19 protein-coding genes are annotated in these 23583 nt (G+C 43.9%); 8 read left to right on the top strand and 11 right to left on the bottom strand.

The window, feature by feature from the left end:
• Window positions 1-158: 158 nt before the first annotated feature.
• Complete coding sequence (locus AB4351_RS06325) at window positions 159-1064, bottom strand: lysine exporter LysO family protein (protein WP_017071961.1); 906 nt, start codon at window positions 1062-1064, stop codon at window positions 159-161.
• Window positions 1065-1118: 54 nt separating this feature from the next.
• Entirely contained in the window at window positions 1119-2039 is a 921-nt protein-coding gene (locus AB4351_RS06330; protein WP_017066065.1) for an HDOD domain-containing protein, read from the bottom strand.
• Between the two features lie 357 nt (window positions 2040-2396).
• Here AB4351_RS06330 and AB4351_RS06335 point away from each other — a divergent pair, with 357 nt between their 5' ends.
• A complete protein-coding gene (locus AB4351_RS06335; protein WP_017060401.1) occupies window positions 2397-2978 on the top strand; it encodes a TfoX/Sxy family DNA transformation protein in 582 nt (193 codons plus the stop codon).
• 161 nt (window positions 2979-3139) lie between these two features.
• Here the strand turns inward: AB4351_RS06335 and AB4351_RS06340 are convergent, their stop codons facing one another.
• From AB4351_RS06340 to AB4351_RS06350, 3 genes are all read right to left on the bottom strand, one after another.
• Window positions 3140-3682: a hypothetical protein gene (locus AB4351_RS06340; RefSeq protein ID WP_017065409.1), complete on the bottom strand. Its 543-nt coding sequence runs from the start codon at window positions 3680-3682 to the stop codon at window positions 3140-3142.
• A gap of 285 nt (window positions 3683-3967) precedes the next feature.
• Window positions 3968-4465, bottom strand: coding sequence for a response regulator (locus tag AB4351_RS06345; protein WP_017065410.1), 498 nt, complete (start codon window positions 4463-4465; stop codon window positions 3968-3970).
• Entirely contained in the window at window positions 4458-6401 is a 1944-nt protein-coding gene (locus AB4351_RS06350) for an ATP-binding protein (RefSeq protein ID WP_017060404.1), read from the bottom strand. Before AB4351_RS06350 ends, AB4351_RS06345 begins: the two co-directional genes overlap by 8 nt.
• A 183-nt stretch (window positions 6402-6584) precedes the next feature.
• On the opposite strand from AB4351_RS06350, the gene AB4351_RS06355 reads away from it, so the two are divergent.
• The 4 genes from AB4351_RS06355 to AB4351_RS06370 all read left to right on the top strand — a co-directional run bounded on the left by AB4351_RS06355 (window position 6585) and on the right by AB4351_RS06370 (window position 12515).
• The gene (locus tag AB4351_RS06355; protein ID WP_017060405.1) at window positions 6585-7847 is read left to right on the top strand and encodes a DUF945 family protein; all 1263 of its coding nucleotides are present in this window, start codon (window positions 6585-6587) and stop codon (window positions 7845-7847) included.
• A 163-nt stretch (window positions 7848-8010) separates the two neighbouring features.
• Complete coding sequence (gene serC / locus AB4351_RS06360) at window positions 8011-9105, top strand: 3-phosphoserine/phosphohydroxythreonine transaminase (protein ID WP_372125376.1); 1095 nt, start codon at window positions 8011-8013, stop codon at window positions 9103-9105.
• A gap of 351 nt (window positions 9106-9456) precedes the next feature.
• Window positions 9457-10605, top strand: coding sequence for an extracellular solute-binding protein (locus tag AB4351_RS06365; RefSeq protein WP_372125378.1), 1149 nt, complete (start codon window positions 9457-9459; stop codon window positions 10603-10605).
• 20 nt (window positions 10606-10625) lie between these two features.
• Window positions 10626-12515, top strand: coding sequence for a GGDEF domain-containing protein (locus AB4351_RS06370; protein ID WP_372125392.1), 1890 nt, complete (start codon window positions 10626-10628; stop codon window positions 12513-12515).
• Window positions 12516-12725: 210 nt separating this feature from the next.
• Here AB4351_RS06370 and AB4351_RS06375 read toward each other — a convergent pair whose 3' ends face one another.
• Together AB4351_RS06375 and AB4351_RS06380 are read right to left on the bottom strand one after the other, a co-directional pair.
• A complete protein-coding gene (locus AB4351_RS06375; RefSeq protein WP_372104083.1) occupies window positions 12726-13442 on the bottom strand; it encodes a 3'-5' exonuclease in 717 nt (238 codons plus the stop codon).
• Window positions 13443-13447: 5 nt separating this feature from the next.
• Window positions 13448-15337: a DUF294 nucleotidyltransferase-like domain-containing protein gene (locus tag AB4351_RS06380; RefSeq protein ID WP_017060410.1), complete on the bottom strand. Its 1890-nt coding sequence runs from the start codon at window positions 15335-15337 to the stop codon at window positions 13448-13450.
• A gap of 150 nt (window positions 15338-15487) precedes the next feature.
• On the opposite strand from AB4351_RS06380, the gene AB4351_RS06385 reads away from it, so the two are divergent.
• The gene (locus AB4351_RS06385; RefSeq protein ID WP_102333202.1) at window positions 15488-16129 is read left to right on the top strand and encodes an outer membrane beta-barrel protein; all 642 of its coding nucleotides are present in this window, start codon (window positions 15488-15490) and stop codon (window positions 16127-16129) included.
• A 123-nt stretch (window positions 16130-16252) separates the two neighbouring features.
• On the opposite strand, the gene AB4351_RS06390 is transcribed toward AB4351_RS06385, so the two are convergent.
• The 3 genes from AB4351_RS06390 to AB4351_RS06400 all read right to left on the bottom strand — a co-directional run bounded on the left by AB4351_RS06390 (window position 16253) and on the right by AB4351_RS06400 (window position 19737).
• On the bottom strand, window positions 16253-17443 hold the full coding sequence (locus tag AB4351_RS06390; protein ID WP_017065416.1) for an amino acid aminotransferase: 1191 nt from the start codon (window positions 17441-17443) through the stop codon (window positions 16253-16255).
• A 202-nt stretch (window positions 17444-17645) separates the two neighbouring features.
• A complete protein-coding gene (locus AB4351_RS06395; RefSeq protein WP_017071957.1) occupies window positions 17646-19187 on the bottom strand; it encodes an HD-GYP domain-containing protein in 1542 nt (513 codons plus the stop codon).
• Between the two features lie 250 nt (window positions 19188-19437).
• Entirely contained in the window at window positions 19438-19737 is a 300-nt protein-coding gene (locus AB4351_RS06400; RefSeq protein WP_017060414.1) for a hypothetical protein, read from the bottom strand.
• 218 nt (window positions 19738-19955) lie between these two features.
• Here AB4351_RS06400 and AB4351_RS06405 point away from each other — a divergent pair, with 218 nt between their 5' ends.
• Window positions 19956-21359, top strand: a complete 1404-nt coding sequence (locus tag AB4351_RS06405; protein WP_372083115.1) for a PLP-dependent aminotransferase family protein — start codon at window positions 19956-19958, stop codon at window positions 21357-21359.
• 127 nt (window positions 21360-21486) lie between these two features.
• Window positions 21487-21693 (top strand): hypothetical protein, encoded by a 207-nt coding sequence (locus AB4351_RS06410; protein ID WP_004734707.1) that lies wholly within the window; start codon window positions 21487-21489, stop codon window positions 21691-21693.
• A gap of 133 nt (window positions 21694-21826) precedes the next feature.
• Here AB4351_RS06410 and asnS read toward each other — a convergent pair whose 3' ends face one another.
• Window positions 21827-23227 (bottom strand): asparagine--tRNA ligase, encoded by a 1401-nt coding sequence (gene asnS / locus AB4351_RS06415; protein WP_017060416.1) that lies wholly within the window; start codon window positions 23225-23227, stop codon window positions 21827-21829.
• Between the last annotated feature and the right edge of the window lie 356 nt (window positions 23228-23583).

Consider the following 23583-nt stretch of genomic DNA (forward strand, 5'->3'; position numbering starts at 1 on the left):
AGTTTATTCTTTTTATAACTTTGTCGTTACAGGTTACCGTGATCGTTATTTGTTGAGCAATGACACTTAGTGTCTTTTTATTTCGGTAACTGTATCGGTGTCTTGGGCATTGGTATTCGAGTTGCATTCTAATCTAAAACAAACGCTATTCCTGCGATCTAGTTAGCAAGAGATACAAAGAACAACATCAATATCGGAACAAGCAAGCTGAGGATAAAGCCACTGACGATAGCGATAGGCACACATCTAACGCCGCCTGTTGTTTGAATGACCGGTAAGGTGAAGTCCATCGCAGTCGCACCAGCATAACCAATGGAAGTGCATGGGTAGCTGCGAATTAGCACTGGAATCAGTACCAAGGCAACTAACTCTCTTAACAGCTCAAGCATGAAAGAAGCGCCACCATAGACAGGACCAAAGGCGTCACCCATTAAGATACCAGCCAGAGAGTACCAACCAAATCCAGAAGACATTGCCAAGGCTTTGAACAGAGGGATATCTAGGATGTAAGCCGCGATTACACCACCTAACATTGAGGTGATGATAATGGTGATTGCGATAACCATACCGTGCTTGTTGAGTAAGATCTGACGAAGTGTGAGTCCGCTATTACGCAGCTGAATGCCGATAAAGAATAGAAGAACAAACAGAATCCATTCGCTTGCGGTATCAACCCAATCAAGGCCAATAGGCAGCACTAAGCCAGCGATTAGCCCTGAACCTACCACTAAGATGAGTTTTGCAGATTCCATCGCCATAGAAGAGAGGGGAAGCTTCTTCTTGCTACTGTCGGTTTTGAGTGGCAATAACTTATCAATAGCGGGCAGTGCCATTAGGTTACATACGCTTAAGCAGACAAAGAAAGTGACGGTATATAGAAGGATTGTCTGCAGGTTACTGCCTAGGTTATCGAGGGCGGCTAAGCTTAGTCCCATTAACGCCAGAATCACGTAGATCAACCGCGATGTTGAGCGGTTGATAAATTCTAATGTCTGAGCGTTCGAAATTGCAAAAAGATACCCCACGACGAGTGGCGCAAATATAAAGATCATCCCTGTAAACATGCTTTCCCCATTGCATTTACTTCATATTACACTTACTTGTAATTTAACAGTGACTTAGAAGCCGCTAGTATTGATCACGTCGCTTAGCTTTGCATTAAAATCATGCTTGCTCAAGTTGCTTAATTTATAAAGCACCTCTGCACCTGTCACGTTAAGTTCAACTTCGTGATCATCGATGTTCTCATCCTTGTTTCTGAACATCAGCAGGTGGTTAGCGATTCGAGCGATATCTAAGTAAGAGACTTCACGCTGTTCGTGGTTATTGATGGTATTGCTGCACACATCAATAAAGTCGCTGTCGAAGCCCCAACGGTTAAGCACCAATTTACTGGTAGCAGAACATTGGCCTTGGAAGATTTGTAGAGCGATGTCGTGATCTAGGTAATTGCCATTTTCGAGGTAGAGGTGGTATTCGCTAACCAAACAGAACAAACCAATATCAGCCAGTAATCCAACAAGCAGCGATTTTTCATGCTCAAGGTAACGGTATTCAGTAGGGGAGAGCTCTTTGAAGCTGTTGGTAACAAGCACCATAGTAGCGCCCAGCTCTTTTGATACAGAAGCGCTCTGAACCAATACCTTATTACATTCTTTACTGAGGTTGACTGAGTGTTTGAGTTGCTCAATAGCCTGAGCCGTCACGATGTCACGTACTCTTAATATGCCAAGGCGCGACACCGCCGTCATAATATCAACACAAGTAATATTACGTCGGTTAAAGACGACAGAGTTAGCCACACGAATGACAATAGCAGCGAGGCCTGGGTCTTCGAGTAAGCACTCGGCAACGTCAGCAATCCCAGTTGATTCAAGGGTACAAAGCGATTGAATCTTCAGTACAACGTTAGGGATAGGAGGAAGTGTTATTTTTCCCGCTGAGATAGAATGTCCAACAAGTTGGGCAAACTCTGATTCTAGACCCTTTAAGAGAAGAGTCTTATTTTGAGGTAGCCAGAAAAACGATAAATGATTCATATAAAAAGTAAAAACAGGTCTGTCCTGCCATTTTACAAGCCACGATGCTGCGAGGCAATACTCACCCGTCTACATAACCTTTAATAATTTGAACCGGTGTATCACTAGGTGTCCAAATTCAAGCATGGTTTGATAGTTTACTGTGAAGTCAATCATGAAAAACCGGAATACTCAATTGATTGATGTGAACTAAGTCCAGACTTATTTTTCTTTTCGAAGTATGATTTATTTAAAGGTGAAAAACGAAACCATAATATTCACCTATAGAATAACAAAATAGATTTAAAATTTTCGCATAACAAGCTGCTTGTCTGGTGATCAACCTAATCGGGGTAATTTGATTAAGGATCAACGGATATGACCGAGACAGCATTTATTAATTACGTGAATCAATTTGGTGAGCATCAAAAACGTTCTATGTTCGGAGGTATTGGCCTCTTTCAAAATGACGCTATGTTCGCTTTATTGAGTGAAGGTTGTTTATTCATTAGAGGTGGAAAATCATTAGATAAAAAACTGACCGATCTTGATTGTGAAAAGTATCGTCATGTAAAGAAGCAGACAACAGCAACCGTAAACTATTACGACATTACGGATCTGTTTACCTGTGAACATCCTGAATTGGATAGTATTATTCGTACTTCAATCGATAATTCAATTCAGCAGCGTAGCTTCAAGAAGTCATCAGCTAGCCGTAGATTAAGAGATCTACCAAACATGCAGCTTACGTTAGAGCGCATGGTTAAAAAGGCGGGTGTGGATGATGTTTCAATGTTTATGCAGTTGGGCGCACCTGAAGTGTTTAATAAGGTTCGCGAAGCGTACGGAAACGATGTTGACCTAAAACTACTTTGGAAATTTGCGGGTGCAATTGATGGTATTCACTGGAAACTATTACAAGAGCCACGCAAGCAGCAATTACTAAAGAGCTGCCACTAAAGAAGTTTACCTTATATGCTTAAGATTACTGTTAATAAATAAAAACCGAGGAATGTCCTCGGTTTTTTTGTTTCTGTCTTAGCCGGATTTCTTAAAAGACTAAGTATCAAAAGGCTAAGTGCTCATAGAGAGCTTATTTGCTAGGGCTTGAGCTTTAAGTATTAGTACTTGAAGCGAGCAGTGAACATAAGTTGGTCACCGTAGAAGTCGTTAATACGAGCTTCAGCACCTAAAGAGAAAAGCTCTGTAGAGTGGAAACGCGCGTAAACAGAACCTGTCCAATCATCGTTGTCATCGATAGAAACGTAACCACCTTTACCACCAACTTCTAGTTGTGGACCAAGCCATTGGCGAACACCAATGTTGATTTCCATACCGATATCAGTAGAGCTTGAGTTCTCAGGTTGAACGATACGAGCTAGCATTTCACCTGTTAGGTCTGCCCAGTTGTTTAATGGAGCGTGGAAACCAAGACCTACAGCTGAGTCGTAATCGCTTTCAAATTCTGAATCGATACGTGCTATAGCGTGAGCGTTCGGGTGAATGGACTTACTGAACGCACCACCAAATGTTACTGGGCTAGCACCGATACGTGCTTCAAAGTAATCATAGTTAAAGTTGCTCATTACCTGTGGTTGTTCATCAACAGCTAGTGCTTGACCAGAAGCCAATAGCATAGCGGTAGTAAGTAGAATTTTGCGCATAACGACCGTAAACCTATATTAGTGTTAATTCCTTTGGTTTGAGACAAATCGGCAAACCATAAACATTGAGACAGTTTAATCTAACTCACGGAAAAGTAATCCTTTAAAATGTAAAACCTTACTCATTTAGTTAAAAACAAGCAAATTAAGGATCAGTATGTAACGGAGATCTCATGTTTAGGGCGAATGAGAAAAATAGACGAGCGAATTATCCAAAATTTGTATACATTCGGAAGGTTTTTATATCGGATGACGCTATTCTCAGTATCCATTAACCAATCAGTGCTATTCACCAAAACTGGTGCGTTTATCCGCCATTGAAGTCAGTATGCGCTCGGTATCTAAGATGGAAGTCCAGTTTAGCAATTGCTTGTCGTTGGCAATGACATAGTCAGTCAATTGTTGAGTAATCGTGTCTCTCAGTTGATCGCCTTGCCAAGGTTTTGAAATATAGAAATCAAGTGCAGCGTTGTTAATGGCCGTGACGGTATCTTCCAGCCCAGCTTGCCCTGTGAGCAGCAGCTTACGTGTTGGTTTCGTCGCGTCGTGTTGGTTGAGTTCGATCAGAAAATCAATGCCGGTTTCTTCTGGCATGATGTGGTCGCATAAGATTAACGCGAGCTTAATACCATCTTGTCCCATTTCTTTGATGACTTGCTTGGCTTCATCGACCGACTCAGCACCTTCAACCAGAAAGTTCTCTTCAAATATCGCCAAGTCCTGAAGGACACTATTGAGAACTTCAGGTTCATCATCGACACATAAAATTAGGTACTTATTCATGAGGTGCTCCTTCTTGTTTGAATGGAAGCCACACTTGCATGTTTGTATGGCTGCCTACCTCTGACTCCACCAAAATAAACCCTTGATGAGCCGAAACGATTTGTTGAGAAATGGATAACCCAATCCCTAAACCAAAGTTGCCTTCTTTTTTAGTCGTGAAATTTGGGTTGAAAATGGTGTTGATGTCTTCTTTGGCAATGCCGTGGCCAGTATCGGAGATTTGCACCACAAGAAACGCGTCGTCGCCTTTTGTCTGTTGAGAAGTGGTGATGGTCACTTTTCCTCGTTCAGATAGGGCATCGAGCGCATTGGAGATAAGGTTGGTCCACACTTGTTGCAGCGAGAGCGACTGGCACAATAAAGGCGGTAAGTCGGTATCGTAATGCTTTTCGAGTTGGTGGTGTTTAAGCCTGTTTTCGAAGATCACTAAGGTATCTTCAAGCCCTTCGTGGATATCTGTGTAGTGGCGAACTTCTTCATCTTCTCTAGCATAGCTTTTTAAGCTTTTGACCATATCGGCAATACGCTTGCTGCACACTTGAATTGAGCGGATAGAGTTTCCAACATAATGGTAATGCTCTAAGTCATTGAGCAGCTCTTTGCCTGCGACAGGGGACGCCTTTAATGTGTTTAGAACCGTAGAGTCTTGGCTTAGGTTTAGTCTCACGGCTTTTTTTGCTAAAGCACGGTCATTAATCGTCGACGTAAGATGCTTTACGAGCTGTCTTTCTTGGGCTGTTGATAGTGGCTTAGCTAACTTTGAATGTGCCAGTACGTCAGTCCCTTTATTGGACTCTGGAACGGATAGGTTTGCCAATATTTGGTCGAGATGGTCTGACAGAGTTTCGATGCTTCTTAATATGGCAGCAATCGGGTTATTCAGCTCATGTGCGACTCCCGCGACAAGCTGCCCGAGCATCGCCATTTTCTCTTTTTCGATCAGTTGCTGATGTGCAGACTCTAATGATTCTAGTGTCTGCTGCAGTTTGATCTTATTGGTGATGCTGCGTTGCAAACGTCGATTAAAATGACGGAGCAATAGATTGGTAAATAAAGGCAGCAGGGTATTGTTTGAATGCATCACCTGAGCAAAGCTATCTTTATCCAGTTTGATAACGCGAGTCTGCGTTAGGGTGATCGCCGTAGAAAACGAAGGCTCGCCTGTTACAAATGACATCCCGCCAACAATGTTCCCTTTGGAGTGACGTACCACTTCCCGCTGTTGCCCAAGTTCATCTTTCTTATAAAGAGCTGCTTCACCCTCAATGATCAGCCATAAAAAGCGATTGTCTTCGCCTTCCACAGTGAGTAGATGCTCGGGGGAATAGTCACGAATGGCCTTAGTTTTGTCATCTTTTGAAAACACATCTTGTAAGGCACTGACGACACGTTCTGCAAGGGCATTATCAGAAAGCTGGTGGTAGTCGTGAATGAAACCCGATTGGAAAGAGTGAATCTTTTGCTCAATGTGCGCTCTGAGTAAGCGTTGTTGATCCAATGCATCGCTGTAAGAGAGCAGGTTTTCTGAGTCGTATTGGATAACAAAAGAGGTCAGCTCTTTTTGCGCTGATTTGAACAGAACCTGATCTTGAACCGGTTTGGTTAAACAGTGGTTGAGCCTACCTTCATTCACAGCGGTTAAAATGGATTGAATGTCTGACGAAGCGCTGACTAATATCGTTCTTGCGGTATTACTATGGGGCAGCTGTTGAAGTTCAATCAGGAATTGCACGCCATTAAATTCAGAATGATGATGAGTGATCACCAAGGCAACGGTTTGGTTGTGATCATGAATATCTTCTAATGCGTGATGTGCGTCTTCTATGTTCTCGGCAGTATAAATATCGAATACAGAAGCCAACGGAGCCAGCTCCGAACGTATTCTTTCAATGCTAACCGGATTATTGTCCAAACAGATAACAGCGTATTGATTCACAGCTCAACCTTAATAGTAGCGACGTCTTTAGCCTAGCAAGAACCGCCGAATAAGGATGAGAGCTAGCCGTTAATTTATTGAGGCAATCGAAGTATCGAGCAATAGACTGATTTAACTCAATGTTTCTTGTTTGCTACTGATGGGTTAGACTAAAAAAAATAGACACGTGTAGAAAGAGAACTCATGGAACAGTTAAGAAAAATTGGTGCTATTGGCGGAGCAATCTCACTGGCACTTTGTTGGCCGCTAGCGGTTGGGCAAATTGGACAAAATGCGATTACCGATGGCGTTGCAAAGCTTAACAATTCAAGCATTCAAGCTGAGATCGTGGAATACGATAGAGGTTACTTGTCTTCCAACGTAACCACTCGTTTAACTGTGACGGATGAAAACCTGAAAGAGCAACTTGCGATTGATGGGTTGCCGAGTGAGTTTGTCATAAATAGTGCGGTTAGCCATGGTTTGGTGAGTCTAAATGCACTGTCGACGTTTGAGAATACCGATATTCTGCCTTTAACTCTGACCACTAGTACTGAGCTAAACGGCAACACTGACTTTAACTTTGAGTTAAGCCAGTTCAATCACCAAGGTTCTGATGAGAATGGGACTTCGGTCTCGATCACTAAATCGAATCTTTCTGGCCATGCGACTGTTTTAGGCCAAGTTGATTACGAGCTTTCAATCCCTTCAGTTCAAATTGATTTTGAAACCGGTGAAGAGGTAACGCTGTCTAATCTGAAAGGTGTGGGTTCAGGCCAACAAGCGAAAGGCTACTGGTTAGGTACTCAGAATTTTACTATCGATAGCTTCTTGGTTTCAGACTCTGCAATGCAGCCTTTCATGACCATTGAAAACTCTAAGTACGATTTTGAATCACATCTAGATGAAGCTACTAAGCGTCTGCGCAGCAACCTCAAGCTGGATATCGCAAACATCGAGACCAGTGAAGGCCAGTTGAACAACCTAAACGTCGATTTTGAAATGTCGAAGTTGGATAGCGAGTCGTTTGAGAAAATCTTTGAGATTTACCAATCTAATCCTGTGATGACGCAAGAAGACGTTGCAGAGATCATTCCATTTATCGATATCCTGTTTGCTAAAGGTTTCGACCTTTCAATGAACAACATGTCGTTAGAGTTAGGTAAGGGACAGTTCGAATCTAAGTGGTTGGTGAGCGTGCCGGAAGGGACCGAAAACATCAGCAGCAACCCTTCGATGATCATGCCTGCATTAACGGGCAACGTTCACTCTAGCTTCTCAAATGAACTTGTTGAAGAGTATCCATTCATCCGTGAAGGTATCGATGAATTGCTTGTGATGGAAATGATCAAGGAAACAGACAGTGGTTATGAAATCAGCGCTGACTTAGAAAATGGAAACCTAGTGTTCGAAAATGGACAAGAAATTCCATTAATCGCTCTACTTATGCCGGTTTTTGTTCAATAAACAGAGCAGGCGTGAATACTGATAGGGTGATTTAGCAGGTTAAGCTTAAACATTTTATACGGTACAAAACAAAAGAGGTCTTAAGACCTCTTTTGTTGTTTTTATGTTGGGTAAAACATGGTATTACTTGCATAGTTATTATTTAGCAGGAGCAATCATCCCCATGGAACTTACATTAGATAACGTATTCAACTTCAGTGCTGGCCCAGCTGCACTGCCTAAACCGGTAATGAAACAAGCGCAAGCGGACTTTATTGATTGGAATGGTTTAGGGACTTCCGTGATGGAAATCAGCCATCGCAGCAAGGAATTTATTCAAGTTGCTGACGAGTCCGAACAGGACCTACGTGATCTTCTGAACATCCCAGACAACTACAAAGTTCTTTTCTGTCAGGGGGGCGCTCGTGCTCAATTCGCTGCTGTTCCTCTAAACCTTTTAGGTGATGCGACGAAAGCGACTTACATTGATGCGGGTTACTGGGCAGAAAGTGCAGTGACTGAAGCGAGCAAATATTGCGAAATCGATGTATTCAACGCGAAGACGTCAATTGATGGTAAAGCAGCGGTTGTTCCAGCTAAAGATTGGAAAATTGACCCGGAAGCTGCGTATGTACATTTCTGTCCGAATGAAACCATCGATGGTATTGAAATCAGCGAGCTTCCTCAAACGGATAAGCCAATCGTAGCGGATATGTCATCTAACATTCTGTCTCGTAAGATTGATGTGTCTCAGTACGGTGTTATCTACGCGGGCGCGCAAAAGAATATCGGCCCTGCGGGTATCTGCATTGCAATCGTACGTGATGATCTACTCGAACTCGCAAACGACGTGTTGCCGAGTATTCTGAACTACAAAGTACTTGCTGAAAAAGACTCAATGTTCAACACACCACCAACGTACGCTTGGTACCTATCAGGCCTTGTGTTCAAGTGGCTGAAAGCTCAAGGTGGCGTTGAAGCGATGGAGTTGGTGAACAAAAAGAAAGCAGCGCTGCTTTACGATGCAATCGATAGCTCAGCTTTCTACAAAAACGATGTTCACACTGCAAACCGTTCTAGAATGAACGTGCCGTTCCAACTGGCGAAACCTGAGTTAGATGGCAAGTTCCTAGAATTGGCTGATGCTGCAGGTCTGAAATCACTGAAAGGGCATAGAGCAGTAGGTGGAATGAGAGCTTCACTTTACAACGCAATGTCTCTGGAAGGCGTTCAAGCGCTGGTTAGCTTCATGAAAGATTTCGAAGAGAAATACGCTTAATCGATGATAGGGCTTTGACTGATAAATTGCTTATTTGATTTTTATTGTGTCGAATGCACCGAACGAGATAGATGCCGCTTTTGCGGCATTTTTTTTGTCGTTAATAATAAAGGGTATGGTATGTTGATTTATTGTAAGGACAGTCATCCAGAGATATGACGGATGTATCAGAATGAGCAGACCTTTCTCTTAAAGCGAGAGTATCAACTGTTATTTAGGCACTTTTTACTATATAACGTGTCGCCCAAAGCTAGGTCTCTAATCATGAGCAGTGAGCGATAAGCCGCATCGCCCGGTTTATTGATGGGCGATTAAAATCCAACGTCTAATTTTTACCACAAGGAACCAAGTGTGAGGTTATTGAGTCTATTTGCGATGCTATTTCCGGCCGTTGCTTGTTCGTCCACACTTGAAATATGGGCTGGTATTAATTATGAAACGGCCGATTATGTAAAAGAACATATCGAAGCGACGACTGATCATCGTGTAGAAATTCGTTCGTTTGACGTCAACAGTATTCGTTCTGAACTGCTTGTTGCTGATCCTAGAGACAATACCTTTCCCGACGCCATCTGGGTTCCTTCTGACTTCTTAGGTCTAACTGAATATATCGATTTAGCGACGCTTCCTGATGCTTGGGTCGATACCCAACGCTATGAGAAAAAAGCGCTCGATGCAGTGGTCATCAGCGGTGAGCTTAAGGCGTTACCGGTTGGTATTGGAAACCAAGTCGTTCTGTATTCGAGCAAGCCTCAAGCGCAAGTCGTGACATGGGAGAGCCTAATTGAACGCTCTGCTCAGTCCGATCAAGTGAGCGTGCTTTTTCCCAATCCAAACATGTACTTCTATCTAGCTTTCTATCAGCTTTTTTCTGAAGACTTATTATCGTCGAAGAATGTTAATGGTGAAGGGTTAGTTGCTATCTTTGATTTCATCGACATGTTGCAGCAGAAAAAAGTCATCGAATCATCGTGCAGCGATATTTGCGCGAGGCAGAGGTTCATCAATGGGGAAGTCGAGTTTTTGATTGACGGTGATTGGGCGTTCAGCGAACTCGATGCCGCCTTTGGTCGAGATTTGTACATCAATTCGTTGCCGACCTATCGTGGTGAAAGTATGTCTTCATTTAGTGGCGCAAAGGTTTTTGCTTTCACGGAAAAAGGCATGCAAAACCCAGATAAGAAATTGGCTTTGAAAGAAGTCGTTCAATACCTGCAATCAAACAGTTTCACCTATTTAGCTCACTCGAGTGCCATGGTTTCGCCGTTTTATGAGGTTAATCAACGCCGTGTTGAGGAAGGTAACCAGACACTTTCAAATATGTACGATGAGTTTCAAGCATCGCAAATGATGTCGAGTGACTACAAGATGGCGATCGTTTGGGAGGCATCGGCTCGGGCGTATCAGCGTTACAAGTCAGGGATGCCAAAGAGTGAACTGCATAAGTTTTACAATGATTTTGTTCAATATTACTCGGCGAATATGAGGGTAAGAGATTGAAGCTATCATTAAAATACACCATGGGCTTGGTGTTGCTGGCTTGCTCAATGCTTCCTGTTTACCTAGCGGGACAGTTGATTCTCAATAAACAAAACCAAAGTTCTTTAGAGCAAAAAGAAACCAAGCTGGACAACTCTACGACCGGTATTCGTCAAACCGTACAAGAGCAAATTAAGCTGACGGCGAGCCTAACTCAATGGTATTCGCATGACCGATCATTGATTAAAGCGGGTGGTAATATCTTTTTCTCGAGTGTTGTTTGGGACAAGATGGATAGCTTCAATGCGCTAGCGGAGAGTGTGTCCGCGACTTATATTCTGGACCAAAACTGGAAGCCCATTTATGACAGCCAAGGCAGCTTGTACCATTTTGAGCAGAGCCAGTTATTAGAAAGCTTGAAGCGTCCTCAATCGGTTTATGGGCAAGGGAAATTGTTCCACACCGAGTTTACCGAAACTGAAGTGGCGGATAATGCCGCTGCAGGTATCGCTTTTGTCGCGCCGATTTTACCTTATCGTTTGATAGAAGGTTCTACATACACGCCGCAGGGTTATCTTGTGGTTCTTATGGGGTATGACAGACTTAAGACTAAAGTGACGCCTTTCCTTTATCAAAATGAGTCGGTTGAGTTTAACTATATTGATTCAACGGATGCTCAATCTTCTGAACAAAGTGCGAACATTATCTCTATCGACAGCACATTCTTTACCGACAAATTGGTACTGAACGTCAAACATCATATTTCCGACAGTGAGCGTTTATTAGAGATGCAACAAGCTCAGGTGGTCTTTGTCAGAATATTGGTGGCGACGCTTGCCATCTCGATTGTGTTTGCTCTGTTCCTAAGCCGCTGGTTCTCAGGGCAGTTAAACTTGTTGGCTGAATCTGTTACGTCGTATTCGCACAACCAGTCACCGACTCATAGTGTGGATGAACATCGTTTTACAGAGTTCGTCACGCTGAGTCGTTTATTGGAAACCTTGTGGGGTCGCATACAATACCAAGTCCGTGAGCTTACCGAAAGTAACGATAAACTCGAAAGATTTAATGTTCAGCTAGAGGACTTAGTCGAAGAGAAAACCAGCAAGTTAACTAATTCGCTCGCGCGTGAAGAATCCCAGAAGCATCGTATTTTGAAGATCGTTCAGTTTGCATCATCAAGACACGCGGCTGAATATCGGTTGATTCCTCAAATGGTCGATCAAGAGTTAAAGACATTACTTGTTCAACATTCGATTCAGTTTCATTTTAACCGGACTGGCGAGGCTGACCTGATACTCTGTGACTCACAGGGGACGGCGATCGGGTATTTTTGTTCAAGTTCATTTGATGTCCTCAGTGAAGAAGATCTTCTGATTTTTGACATGTACCAAAAACAGTTAGCTGGTTGGCTAGAGCTCGAAAATATTACACGGATTAACATGCCGACTGGCTGTTTGAATCGTAAAGCTTTTAATGAAGATCTCGAATTCAGTAAACGCAGCATTAACGACAATCAAAATCAGATTTCTTTGATCATTATTGATATCAATGGCTTGAAAACGACCAATGATGTTCATGGGCATGAGATCGGGGATGAGCTGATACAGCGCTGCGTAGACGTAATCAGCCACGAATTGACACCTGCCAGTAATCTATACCGTTTGGGTGGAGATGAATTTGCGGTGCTTACCTTAACGTCTGGTGAGTCGAGTTCGCTCAATGTCGCAAAGATGACTGAGCAGTTGTACATTGCTCAGGAGCAACAGGCAATCGAGACTAAAGCGGGTATCTCTATTCCTGTCAGATTCTCGATTGGTGCAGCCTCTAGTGATTCAACAGACGTTGAGCAATTGTTCTCAGTCGCTGATGAGAATATGTATCAGCAAAAGCGTCTTTATTACCAAACGTTGTCTGTGGTTGGGAAGTAATAATGCCAATCACGCTGACAAATAGCGATCACGATTTTCGACGCCCATTAGAGCGGAACTGCTGGGGTGTGACGTTATAATATGTTTAAACGCTTATGGGAAATGCGCTTAGTCGGGCCAACCGTTGCTTAAACACAGACGATAAAAATGAAAAAGCCGACCAATGGAAGTTGATGGGCTTTGTGTTTGTATTTAGCTTACGTAACTCAGCTAGAGCCAGAAACTCTTCAGAGGCATCTCAGAGTCAAAGTGATGAGCAATTTGCGCTTGGAGTAGCTCAGCGGTCGCAATAGCATCAGTTAATGCATGATGTGGCGTGTAGTCGGGTAGGTGGTATCGACGACGACTCTGACCCAGTCTCACTGAAGCCGGCTTCTTACCTTTTAGCTTATTCCACAAGCCGCCAGCCAGTTTATTTTGGATCTGAGATTCAATCTCCAGCGTGTCGAGGACTGGGAACTCAATGCCTTCACCTAACCTCACTTTTAATGCGTTATCTAAGAAGTCACGTTCGATACGACGATAGTGAACCACTGGGATATGTCCCGCCATTGATTCTAAGATCTCTCCCAACACTTCGTTAAGGTCTGGCGCATCAATGATGTCATTGTGAGTGATGCCATGAATCACGACAGACTCTTCTTCCAACTTCTGTTTGGGTCTCAGCGTCCAGTGTTTGGCTTGTCGTAAGTAGATACGATTGAGCGTAAATGGCACTAAACCAATGGTAATGATGCCGTCTTTGTTTGGGTTTAACCCCGTCGTTTCAAAGTCGACAGCCAAGAACATCACTTCTGAAAGTGGCGTATCAGGCGCAGGAAGAGGCTGGCTATAAAAGTGCTTTAAGCGCTCGTCTCTCGCTCGTTCTAGCTTCTGAGCAAACTTAAATGGCCAATCGACCGCAGGTGATCTGAATAGTTTGTTCATAGGCCCTACTTAAACTTGTTGCTGGCTTGATAACGGAACTTAAGGAAGTTTTGCGCATTACTTAATATTTGGAATGCATCCTTTAGGTTACGTCGTTCGAAGTCAGACAGGTTCTCTGGCTCGATGTTGTTATCAGGCTCGATGTTGTTGTCGACATCGTGTGCTTGGTGACGAATACGAACCAGAGAGATAAACTCCATCGCATCTTTCAAATCTTGAGCACGGCCTTTTGGCAGAATACCAGCGTCGATAATGTCATCTAAGCGTTCGAACGAGTTCTTAGAGCGAGACGCTACCGCGAGCGAGTGAACACGAATCAAATCGGCCAGTGGCGCAGTACCACGACGCTTAAGGTTGATAGAGTTGTTGTGACGGCCATCTTTCTCCATCACGAAATCTTTGAAGAAACCGAGCGGCGGTGTACGGTTGAGTGCGTTACGTGCAAGACACGCCAAGAAGCGATTGTTCTTACGTGCGCGTCGAACAATAAAGCTGTTCAATTGCTCGGCCCATTTTAGACGACCATAAACGCCATCTAAGTCGAAGAAGATTGAAGCATTTAACAGTGCTTTCGGGTTTGGATCATCAATCCAATCGGCAAAGCACTCTTCCCATTGTCGACGAGTCATACGCCACGTTGGGTTAGTCGCCATGATATCGCCAGTACAATACACATAGCCACACTGATCTAAGCCATCACAAATAAAGGTCGACAGCTCCTCAAAGTATTTACCGTGCTTTTTCTCGTCGTAGGTATCATCAAGAATGATTGCGTTATCTTGGTCGGTAACCAGCAGCTGCTCATCACGCCCCATAGAGCCCAGTGCGAGGAAACAGTAAGGAATAGGCGACTTGCCCAATTTCTCTTCGCCCAGTTCGATAATTCGCTGCTTAAAGCTACGACCAATTACCGACATTGCAGTACCCACCATGTGGGCGTTGGCATCTTCGTTAACTAAGCGCACAAAGCTGTCTTTTACTTGCTCGGAAAGCACCTTCAGATCTTCGATACTTTGTTGCTGGAAGATACTACTTACCAATAACAGCGAGTTTTGAGACTCATAACGAACAATATCGGTCGCTTCGATAATACCAATCGGCTTCTTATCTTTAAGCACTGGTAAATGATGCACGTTATAGCGAAGCATGGTCATCATAGCTTCGTATACGTAAGCATTGTGATCGAGAGAGATAACCTCAGGTGTCATTACGCTAGAGACTTCATCCGATGGGTCAAGCCCTTCAGCTAAAACGCGAGTACATAAATCTCGGTCGGTGATGATGCCAATCACGGGTGTTGAGTCATCTTCATCATCTTCAACGATTTCTGGGTCGATGATCAACAAAGAGGAAACATTATCCTGTGCCATCATGGTCGCAGCTTGCTGAATCGTGCGCGTTTTTTCGATCATTGGTGCTTCGCTGGTCAGCAGCGTTTTAACCTTGGATGTCGTTAAGTCGTTAGCGTCGTTGCTGTCTGAGTTGGCTTGGCGCAGTCGCGCGTTATCTTCTACTTCTACGAAATCGGCAAAGGAGTCGTAGTTGTCGTAGAGCTCTTGGAAGATAGGCTCAGGAATACAGTAGAGTAGGGTGTCTTCAGTCGCTTTAACTGGAAAACGCACCTTGTTGTTGGTCAGTAGGCCCATTTGACCGAACAAGTGGCCTTCATCCAGGCGGTTATAGAGTTCGCCTTTACGGCGGTAGACTTCGACTTCGCCACTTCGAACGATGTATAAGTCATGAATTTGATCACCAAAGTGAATGATAGGGGTATCTTGGCGGTAATAAGAAATTTCCACGCTACTGGTCACTTTCGCCAACATCTCCTCAGGGAGTTCTGTGAAAGGGGGGTATTGTGCCAGAAAGTTTTGAATCTCTAATAACTCAGCATCCATAATGATCATCCATTGGTTTGTATGATTTCATGGTACAACATTTGATAATATTTTGCCGTCACAAATCAATCTGTGAGCTAAAACCTTTTTAAAGTCTTATGGATAGACTAACCTTTCAATTAATGGAGTGACAGTTTAAGGATGATAAGAATGTCGAAGTGGAAGCTTAGTTTTGTATCTGCGGTTTTTATGTTTTCTCCAAGTTTGTGGGCGGACACTAACGCGGTGGATATTTTAGATTACGACCATATTTATGCCACGGCGCATTCGGGCAGTTTAAATGAAGATGCAGGCAGTAATAACAATGCCTCGTCTTATGGATTAGGCGTCAGTTACGCGATGACGGATGATTGGTTGCTGCTGGGAGACTACAGCGCACGCTTCATTCACCCTGATGACACCACAACTCGAATTGATACGCTGATGCCAGGTGTTGGTTACCGTTACAGCATTAAGAAAGATTTAGATATAGTGGCTTACTACCTGCTTGGTATCACGAAAGGTAAGGTTGAAGATAATGACACCAACCGAACTGAATCTTCAGACACCGAGTTCATCCAAGGGGTAAAAGCTGAGCTTAACTATGGATTTGCGAAACGTTGGATAGCTAACGGGAGTGTGCAAGTGAATCGAAGTGACCTGTTTGATGAACAGATCTATCACTTAGGTTTACGTTATCTAGTGACCAACAAGTTTGCGATTGGTGGGTCATACCAACATCGAGATGGTGAAGGTAAAATTCGTAGCGAACGTACTAACGAGCTAGGTGTGGAATTTTTCCTAGAGTATTAACTTACAAAGTATCTAAACCTGAAAGTGGAGACACAAAAAAGCCAGCTTAATTGCTGGCTTTTACACATCTATTGGTCTGTAAGTGCAAGCTTGTGGTCTGCAAATACAGGTTTCGCTTTTCGATTAAAGAACCGCAGCGATACCTTTACATAGAGGACCCATGTTTGACTTAGTCATACCAGCAACACTGATACGGCCAGAACCAACAATGTAGATTGCGAATTCGTCTTTTAGGCGAGTTACTTGCTCTTTGCTTAGACCTGAGAACGAGAACATGCCGTTTTGACGTTCGATGAATGTGAAGTCTGCATCAACACCTTCTGATTTCAGTGTCGTTACGAATAGTTCACGCATCTCTTGGATACGGTCACGCATTTCTGCCACTTCTGCTTCCCATTCAGCACGTAGATCAGCATCACCAAGGATGTGAGTAACGACAGCACTGCCGTGGGCTGGTGGGTTAGAGTAGATAGAGCGGATAATGCTCTTAACTTGAGAGAATGCTGTCGTTGCTACGTCTGCTGATTCAGCAACCAGAGTGAATGCACCAACACGCTCGTTGTACAAGCCGAAGTTCTTAGAGAACGAGCTAGCAACAAGGATCTCTTTGTTGTATTGAGCAAAAATACGTAGGCCAGCAGCATCTTCTTCAACGCCTTTTGCAAAACCTTGGTAAGCAAAATCGAATAGAGGAAGCAGTTTCTTCTCAGCAACCAGTTTAGCAAGAACTTCCCACTCTTCAGTTGTTGGGTCGATACCTGTTGGGTTGTGACAGCAGCCGTGAAGAAGAACGATATCGCCTTCAGAAGCTTTCTCTAGGTCAGCAACCATGCCAGCGAAGTCTTTGTCTTTAGTTTCAGCGTTGTAGTAGCTGTATTGAGCAGTTTCGATACCCGCAGCTGCGAAAACGCCGTTGTGGTTAGCCCAAGTTGGGTTACTGATCCAGATTTTCACTTCGCCCAGTTGGCGCTTGATGAATTCACCCGCTACGCGAAGTGCACCTGTACCACCTGGAGCTTGTGCTGTTTTAGCGCGTTGAGATGCAACGATCTCTGCGTCTGAACCGAAAAGAAGTTTCTGAACCGCTAGACCGTATTCAGCTGTACCTTCAATCGTTAGGTAAGATTTGGTTTTTTCGTTTTCAAGAAGTGCAGCTTCTGCTTTCTTTACTGTTTTAAGTACTGGTGTTTGACCATCTTCATTTTTGTAGATGCCAACGCCAAGGTTGATTTTCTCTGCACGAGAGTCTTTTTTAAACTCTTCAGTAAGGCCGAGGATAGGATCGGCGGGAGCAGCTAACACTTTTTCAAACATAATCTTCATCCATGTCAATTGAGAGGGGATAGTATCTATGGGTAGTTATACCTGTATGGAATTTTTAAGACAATACGAAGTGAACAGAAAGACCAAAAAAAATCCATTTCAATCAGATTTATTGACTAAAGAGGATATTTGATAACAAAACACCCTACGGATTAACCTATAGGGTGCAAGAAGTTAGTGGATTTTGAATAGATTACGCTGGTTGAGCAATAAAGCTTTCGCGCTCGAGTTCACTCGCTACATTTTTGCCATCTTTGTAGGTCGCAGCAATTGAAACAAACGCTTGTTCTACGACCAGAAAAGCTTGGACAACTTGCGGATCAAAATGCGTCCCATTGCCCTCTAAGATGATCTGTTTAGCTTGTTCATGAGTAAAGGGTGGCTTGTAGACTCGCTTCGAGATGAGCGCATCATAAACATCAGCTAATGCCATTAAACGGCCAGATAACGGGATATCTTCACCAGACAACTGATTAGGATAACCACTGCCATTCCATTTCTCGTGGTGAGTCAGAGATATCTCCTTTGCGACTCTTAAGAAAGAGCTACTTCCCAACTGCTTTTCTGCAATAGATAACGCTTCAGCCCCAATCGCGGGGTGACCTTTCATTATCTCAAACTCTTCGTCCGTCAATTTGCCCGGCTTCAATAACACACTATCAGGAACACCTACTTTGCCCACGTCGTGCAAAGGCGCAGATTTGTAGAGCAACTCGATGTAGTTTGGAGTTAACAAGCTTGAGTGGGTTTCTGATTTGCTGAGCTCTTGTGCGAGTACCTTGACGTACTCTTGAGTTCTTAGGATATGTGCGCCCGTTTCATTGTCTCGAGATTCAGCCAATGCCGATAAGCTCACAATGGCCACGTCACGTGTGGTTTTCACTTCGTTTTGCGCGGTTTCAAGGCTATCAAGCATGGTATTGGTCATAGATGCCATTGATCCAAGCTCGTTGTAGCCGAAAATAGGTAAGCGAACGCCTTGCTCGCCATTGGTGACTTTGTTTAATGCGTGCTCTTGGCTTAGGAGAATACGCTTAATTAGCTTACTCCAAAGCGTCATGATGGTTATCGCGTAGCCACCCAGTACCACAGCCAAATAAATAAACTCTTTGATCACGCTGATCTTGCCGGTGCCATCCAATAAGCGGTCAGGGTTGTGTTCTAGCCAGAAGATGTCTTTAACGGCAATCATCGTCAACATAGTCGTCAGTGTTACCAGAAGCACGATAACCAAGCCTATCATCTGCTTGACCAGTGAACTTCTTTCACCAACCAGTTGGAAGTCGAATTGTCCAGTCGTCTCCATTTTATCCATTTGGCTGAGCTTGGCATTCAATTGAAGAATGGTTCCGGTAAAGAAGCCGAATAGACTCATGCCAAACAGCACCTTCAAATTACTATCTATGGTGAATTCATAGCTTAAGTTGTAGTAGAGCGCGAAAGGCACACTTGCAGCAAAAAATAGCAGGGTATCGAGTTGCGTGAATCGGCCTTGCTTGACCAAGGTATGTTGCGCCAATGGGTAACGACGTGCGAGCCATAATAAGATAAACACAATACTGACTTGTGTGAAAATCTCTAACGTCGTTAAGCTATCGAGCATAGGGCACACCCGACTGCCATAGGTGCCAAACAGCACGCCAGCAATGACGTATAACTTAGTCGTTAGCGATTGATTGTAATTTGAAGTATCCATCGGTAAGCCTTTGTTCTCATTCTTATTAGATTTACGCATTCATTGATTCACGACTTTAGAATTGCGAATAATTAGCATAACTGACGTGAATAAGACCGGAGATTCTATCGATAGCTTTCGTGGATTGATACAAGAAACTGGTTTGTGTTAGAGATTTGTTAGCTAGGTGGGGGTTATTGCAGCATTTTTATGAAGATACTTGAATAGCCTCGGTCGAGGTTCGAGGCTATTCAGTCTGTGTATTGGGTTAGAATCGCGCGTGATTGAGTTTGCTATCTACTTTACCCCGTTACTTTTTGAGATTGATTTCAGCTTCGATTGAGCCGGTTTCAATCTCAGGGTGAGACGCTAGTTTGTCTGCAGCCCATTGGTTGATGTGTTTCAGAATAGCAGACACCGCGTGTTTTTCCGTTGGTGCTTGGTCTTGTTCGACATCGATCTTTTGCTTTGGATGTGAGCCTGTCGCATCTTCAGCAATATGGAGCCAATCTGGGTGCCAGTAATATGGCTGACCGCTCGGTGTTGTCCAACTGTGAACACCGTTTGACTCTCCTTTATAACTTAATTGGTCTGCTTCTATTTTTTTCATTGTTATCTCGCATGTTTTTGGGTTACATCAAATTATTGAGGTAGAAAGCCAACTTAGCTCCTACCTTGGGTACAAACTTAGCAAAGCTTACAAAGTTATCTGTGAATTAATTCACACTATTGTGGAAATTAGGTGCGATCATATGGATAGCAGCAATAGTTGTTGGCGTAAGTGATAAAATCACCGGCTCACAGAATTTCTCTAGGTAGTACAATTAGATGGCGCGTTATGAAGAGCTTGCAAAGGATATTCGAACTCAGATAGCCAACAATACGTGGCGATCCGGAGAGAAGATCCCTTCGGTACGCATGAGTTGTCGAAATTACAACGTCAGCAATAGTACTGTCTTACAAGCCTACCAGTTGCTAGAAAGCGAAGGGTGGATCATCGCTAAACCTCAGTCGGGCTACTTTGTAGCGCCAAGGCTGGACGGCGTTGACTACGCACAGCCACTCGTTAGTGAAAAGAAAGCCATTAATGACCGCTTATTTGATTTCTTGAAGTCGAGTTCAGCCGAAGGTGTGATTCCTTTCGGCTCTGCATTCCCAGATCCCGACCTTTTCCCGTTACCTACCTTGACTCGAAACCTTGCCAGCGCGGGTAGGAAGATGACTGGCGCGAGTGTGATAAATAATTTACCACCGGGCAGTGAGTCCTTGAGAAGGCAAATCGCACAGCGTTATCTGCAGCAAGGGATCACGGTTAATCATCAAGACATCGTGATTACGTCGGGTGCTATGGAGGCGCTCAACTTGAGCCTGCAAACGGTCACCAAGTCGGGTGATAACGTCGTGATTGAGTCTCCCGCATTCTATGGTGCTCTGCAGGCTGTCGAGAGGCTCGGGCTTAACCCGATCGAAGTGGACGTTTGCCCAATCAATGGGTTGAATATAGAGCAGTTTGAAAACGCGCTACAAAACCAAGATGTTAAAGCGTGTTGGCTGATGACGACTTTTCAAAACCCAACGGGAACCAGTTTGTCGGAACAGGCAAAGCGCCGTGTGGTAGAGATTGCAGAACAGCATGGAACCTACATTATTGAAGATGACGTGTATGGCGATCTTTATTACGAAGGGCATAAGCCGAAGCCACTAAAGGCCTTCGATAAGACCGATTCCGTCTTGCTTTGTGGGTCGTATTCAAAAAGTTTGTGTCCTGGCTATCGAGTAGGGTGGGTTGTGAACACGCGTTTTAACGACGCGATTCAAAAGTTACAGCTTCTTTCTACGTTATCGAGTAGCGCTCCTGTTCAACTTGGTGTCGCTCATTTCTTAACGCATGAAAGCTACGACAATCACCTTCGTAAACTGCGTAAAAACCTTGTCGTCAGGAAAGAGCGATTTATCGATGTCATTAAGCAGTGCTTTCCGCATTCAATAGAGATTGAAGAGCCGGCTGGTGGCTACTTGATATGGATTCGCTTTTCTGAAAAATTCGACAGCCAACAGTTTCATCAACTGGCTATCGAGCAAGGCATTAGCGTTGCATCTGGCGATCTGTTTAGTGAGCATGGCAGAGTGGATAACGCGATACGATTGAACTTCTCTTATGAACTGACAGAAGAGAAAGAACAGGCGCTCATCTGGCTTGGCAAACTGGCACATCAACTTACGCACTCGTAAAACCTTAAGTCCCTCATAAAAAAGACAATCATTCCAACTGTACGGGTTGTTTGTGGGGTAACTGTACGCCTAATTGACCAAAGAGTTGTGATTCAATAACGGTAGACCAAATATTGGAGATACCGTTATGTTGAAAATGACTATGGGAAATGAAGTTAAGCTGATTATTGTCGCTATTGTGTGTGCGCTTCTGCTTATTCTCGGCCACGTACTGCTGGCAAAAGCATTCGCTGATATGGCGTGGGCGGAATACACCACTGCCGCGATCCCATTCGTTATGATGGCAATCTGCGGTCTTGCAATAAAATACGCTATCGACCAAGATGTGGATTAGCTTTTGAAATAATGAGTCTCAGATAGTGGCACGCAGAAGCATCTGGACTCGTTTTATTCCGAACATAAAAAAACCTCCGCAAGTGCGGAGGTTTTTGTTTGTTCTTAACTTTTAATATCGAATAGGTTTCGAATTAGAAGTTTGCAGAGCGTGGTGTACGTGGGAATGGAATCACGTCACGAACGTTACCCATACCTGTTACGTAAGATACTAGACGCTCGAAACCAAGACCGAAACCAGCGTGTGGCACTGTACCGTATTTACGTAGGTCGCGGTACCAGCTCATGTGCTCAGGGTCGATACCCATAGCAATCATACGCTCGTCTAGAATGTCTAGACGCTCTTCACGTTGTGCACCACCGATGATTTCACCGATGCCTGGTGCAAGTACGTCCATTGCTGCAACTGTTTTGCCGTCGTCGTTTAAGCGCATGTAGAAAGCTTTGATGTCTTTCGGGTAGTTCTTAACGATAACAGGTGCTTTGAAGTGCTCTTCAGCTAGGTAACGCTCATGCTCAGAAGACATGTCGATGCCCCACTCAACGTCAAACTCAAATTTCTTACCAGAGTCTAGTAGGATTTGGATTGCGTCAGTGTAGTCAACTTGTGCGAAGTCAGCGTCAACGAATTGCTCTAGACGAGTAATTGCTTGCTTGTCGATGCGAGAAGCGAAGAATTCAAGGTCGTCGCGGCGCTCTTCAAGAACAGCAGCGAAAACGTACTTAAGCATGTCTTCAGCCAGTTTCGCTACATCGTTAAGGTCTGCAAACGCAACTTCAGGCTCAACCATCCAGAACTCAGCTAGGTGGCGGCTTGTGTTTGAGTTTTCAGCACGGAACGTAGGACCGAACGTGTAAACCTTGCTTAGTGCACAAGCATAAGCTTCAGCATTAAGTTGGCCAGATACTGTTAGGAACGTCTCTTTACCGAAAAAATCTTCGTTGAAGTCTACGTCGCCTTTTTCAGTGCGTGGTAGGTTTTCCATGTCTAGCGTAGAAACACGGAACATTTCACCAGCGCCTTCTGCATCAGATGCAGTAATAAGCGGAGCAGAAGTCCAGAAGAAACCTTGCTCGTGGTAGAAACGGTGAATCGCTTGAGATAGACAGTTACGTACACGTGCTACTGCGCCAATCACGTTTGTACGTGGACGTAGGTGAGCAACTTCACGAAGGTACTCGATAGAGTGACGCGTCTTAGCCATTGGGTAAGTGTCAGCGTCTTCAACCCAGCCTACAACTTTAACGTCAGTTGCTGCTAGTTCGAAGTCTTGACCTTTCGCAGGAGACTCAACAATCTTACCCGTTACTTCAACAGAGCAGCCAGTTGTTAGCTTTAATACTTCGTTTTCGTAATTATTAAGATTATTAGGAACCACGGCCTGAATCGGGTCGAAACAAGAGCCGTCATAAATGGCAAGGAAAGAGATTCCAGCTTTGGAATCACGACGTGAACGGATCCAGCCGCGAACAGTTACTTCACTGTCTACCGCTAGCTTGCCGCCAAGTACGTCTGTTACAGGCGCGTAAGTCATGTTGATTTCATTCTCCATTGAGGGACAAATTCAACTCAAAGTCTCTGGCATTGCTGCAAATAAATATACATTTGCACAATAATTAGCCGAAACATCAAGTTGTATAAACTTTTTAAATCGATTGAACATATTACCTGTCATACCGACAGCTTCAACCTTTATTCTTGCTTGGTGAAAGAAATATTGTGTCTACTGACGATAAATAGGTTTGAGGGTGTGTTTTTTGTTCGATCTTAGCGTCAGCCTTACCTTTCACCCTATGTGAGCTGCTGAACGAGCATGGCGTAATCGAAACCTTTGTTTTCAATAATGGGAGTGTGATTGTGTTGAGACTCACTCTATATTGGCGCGGATTC

It is taken from the genome of Vibrio sp. 10N.261.51.F11, assembly GCF_041471665.1.
Lineage (GTDB): Bacteria > Pseudomonadota > Gammaproteobacteria > Enterobacterales > Vibrionaceae > Vibrio > Vibrio crassostreae_C.

Excerpts from the sequence above, each read along its gene's own strand:
- AB4351_RS06325 (WP_017071961.1), bottom strand. The coding sequence starts at position 1,064 with ATGTTTACAGGGATGATCTTTATATTTGCGCCACTCGTCGTGGGGTAT.
- AB4351_RS06405 (WP_372083115.1), top strand. The coding sequence starts at position 19,956 with ATGGCGCGTTATGAAGAGCTTGCAAAGGATATTCGAACTCAGATAGCC.
- AB4351_RS06330 (WP_017066065.1), bottom strand. The coding sequence starts at position 2,039 with ATGAATCATTTATCGTTTTTCTGGCTACCTCAAAATAAGACTCTTCTC.
- AB4351_RS06395 (WP_017071957.1), bottom strand. The coding sequence starts at position 19,187 with ATGCGTAAATCTAATAAGAATGAGAACAAAGGCTTACCGATGGATACT.
- AB4351_RS06380 (WP_017060410.1), bottom strand. The coding sequence starts at position 15,337 with ATGGATGCTGAGTTATTAGAGATTCAAAACTTTCTGGCACAATACCCC.
- AB4351_RS06375 (WP_372104083.1), bottom strand. The coding sequence starts at position 13,442 with ATGAACAAACTATTCAGATCACCTGCGGTCGATTGGCCATTTAAGTTT.
- AB4351_RS06370 (WP_372125392.1), top strand. The coding sequence starts at position 10,626 with ATGGGCTTGGTGTTGCTGGCTTGCTCAATGCTTCCTGTTTACCTAGCG.
- asnS (WP_017060416.1), bottom strand. The coding sequence starts at position 23,227 with ATGACTTACGCGCCTGTAACAGACGTACTTGGCGGCAAGCTAGCGGTA.
- serC (WP_372125376.1), top strand. The coding sequence starts at position 8,011 with ATGGAACTTACATTAGATAACGTATTCAACTTCAGTGCTGGCCCAGCT.
- AB4351_RS06390 (WP_017065416.1), bottom strand. The coding sequence starts at position 17,443 with ATGTTTGAAAAAGTGTTAGCTGCTCCCGCCGATCCTATCCTCGGCCTT.
- AB4351_RS06385 (WP_102333202.1), top strand. The coding sequence starts at position 15,488 with ATGTCGAAGTGGAAGCTTAGTTTTGTATCTGCGGTTTTTATGTTTTCT.
- AB4351_RS06400 (WP_017060414.1), bottom strand. The coding sequence starts at position 19,737 with ATGAAAAAAATAGAAGCAGACCAATTAAGTTATAAAGGAGAGTCAAAC.
- AB4351_RS06345 (WP_017065410.1), bottom strand. The coding sequence starts at position 4,465 with ATGAATAAGTACCTAATTTTATGTGTCGATGATGAACCTGAAGTTCTC.
- AB4351_RS06410 (WP_004734707.1), top strand. The coding sequence starts at position 21,487 with ATGTTGAAAATGACTATGGGAAATGAAGTTAAGCTGATTATTGTCGCT.
- AB4351_RS06335 (WP_017060401.1), top strand. The coding sequence starts at position 2,397 with ATGACCGAGACAGCATTTATTAATTACGTGAATCAATTTGGTGAGCAT.
- AB4351_RS06355 (WP_017060405.1), top strand. The coding sequence starts at position 6,585 with ATGGAACAGTTAAGAAAAATTGGTGCTATTGGCGGAGCAATCTCACTG.
- AB4351_RS06340 (WP_017065409.1), bottom strand. The coding sequence starts at position 3,682 with ATGCGCAAAATTCTACTTACTACCGCTATGCTATTGGCTTCTGGTCAA.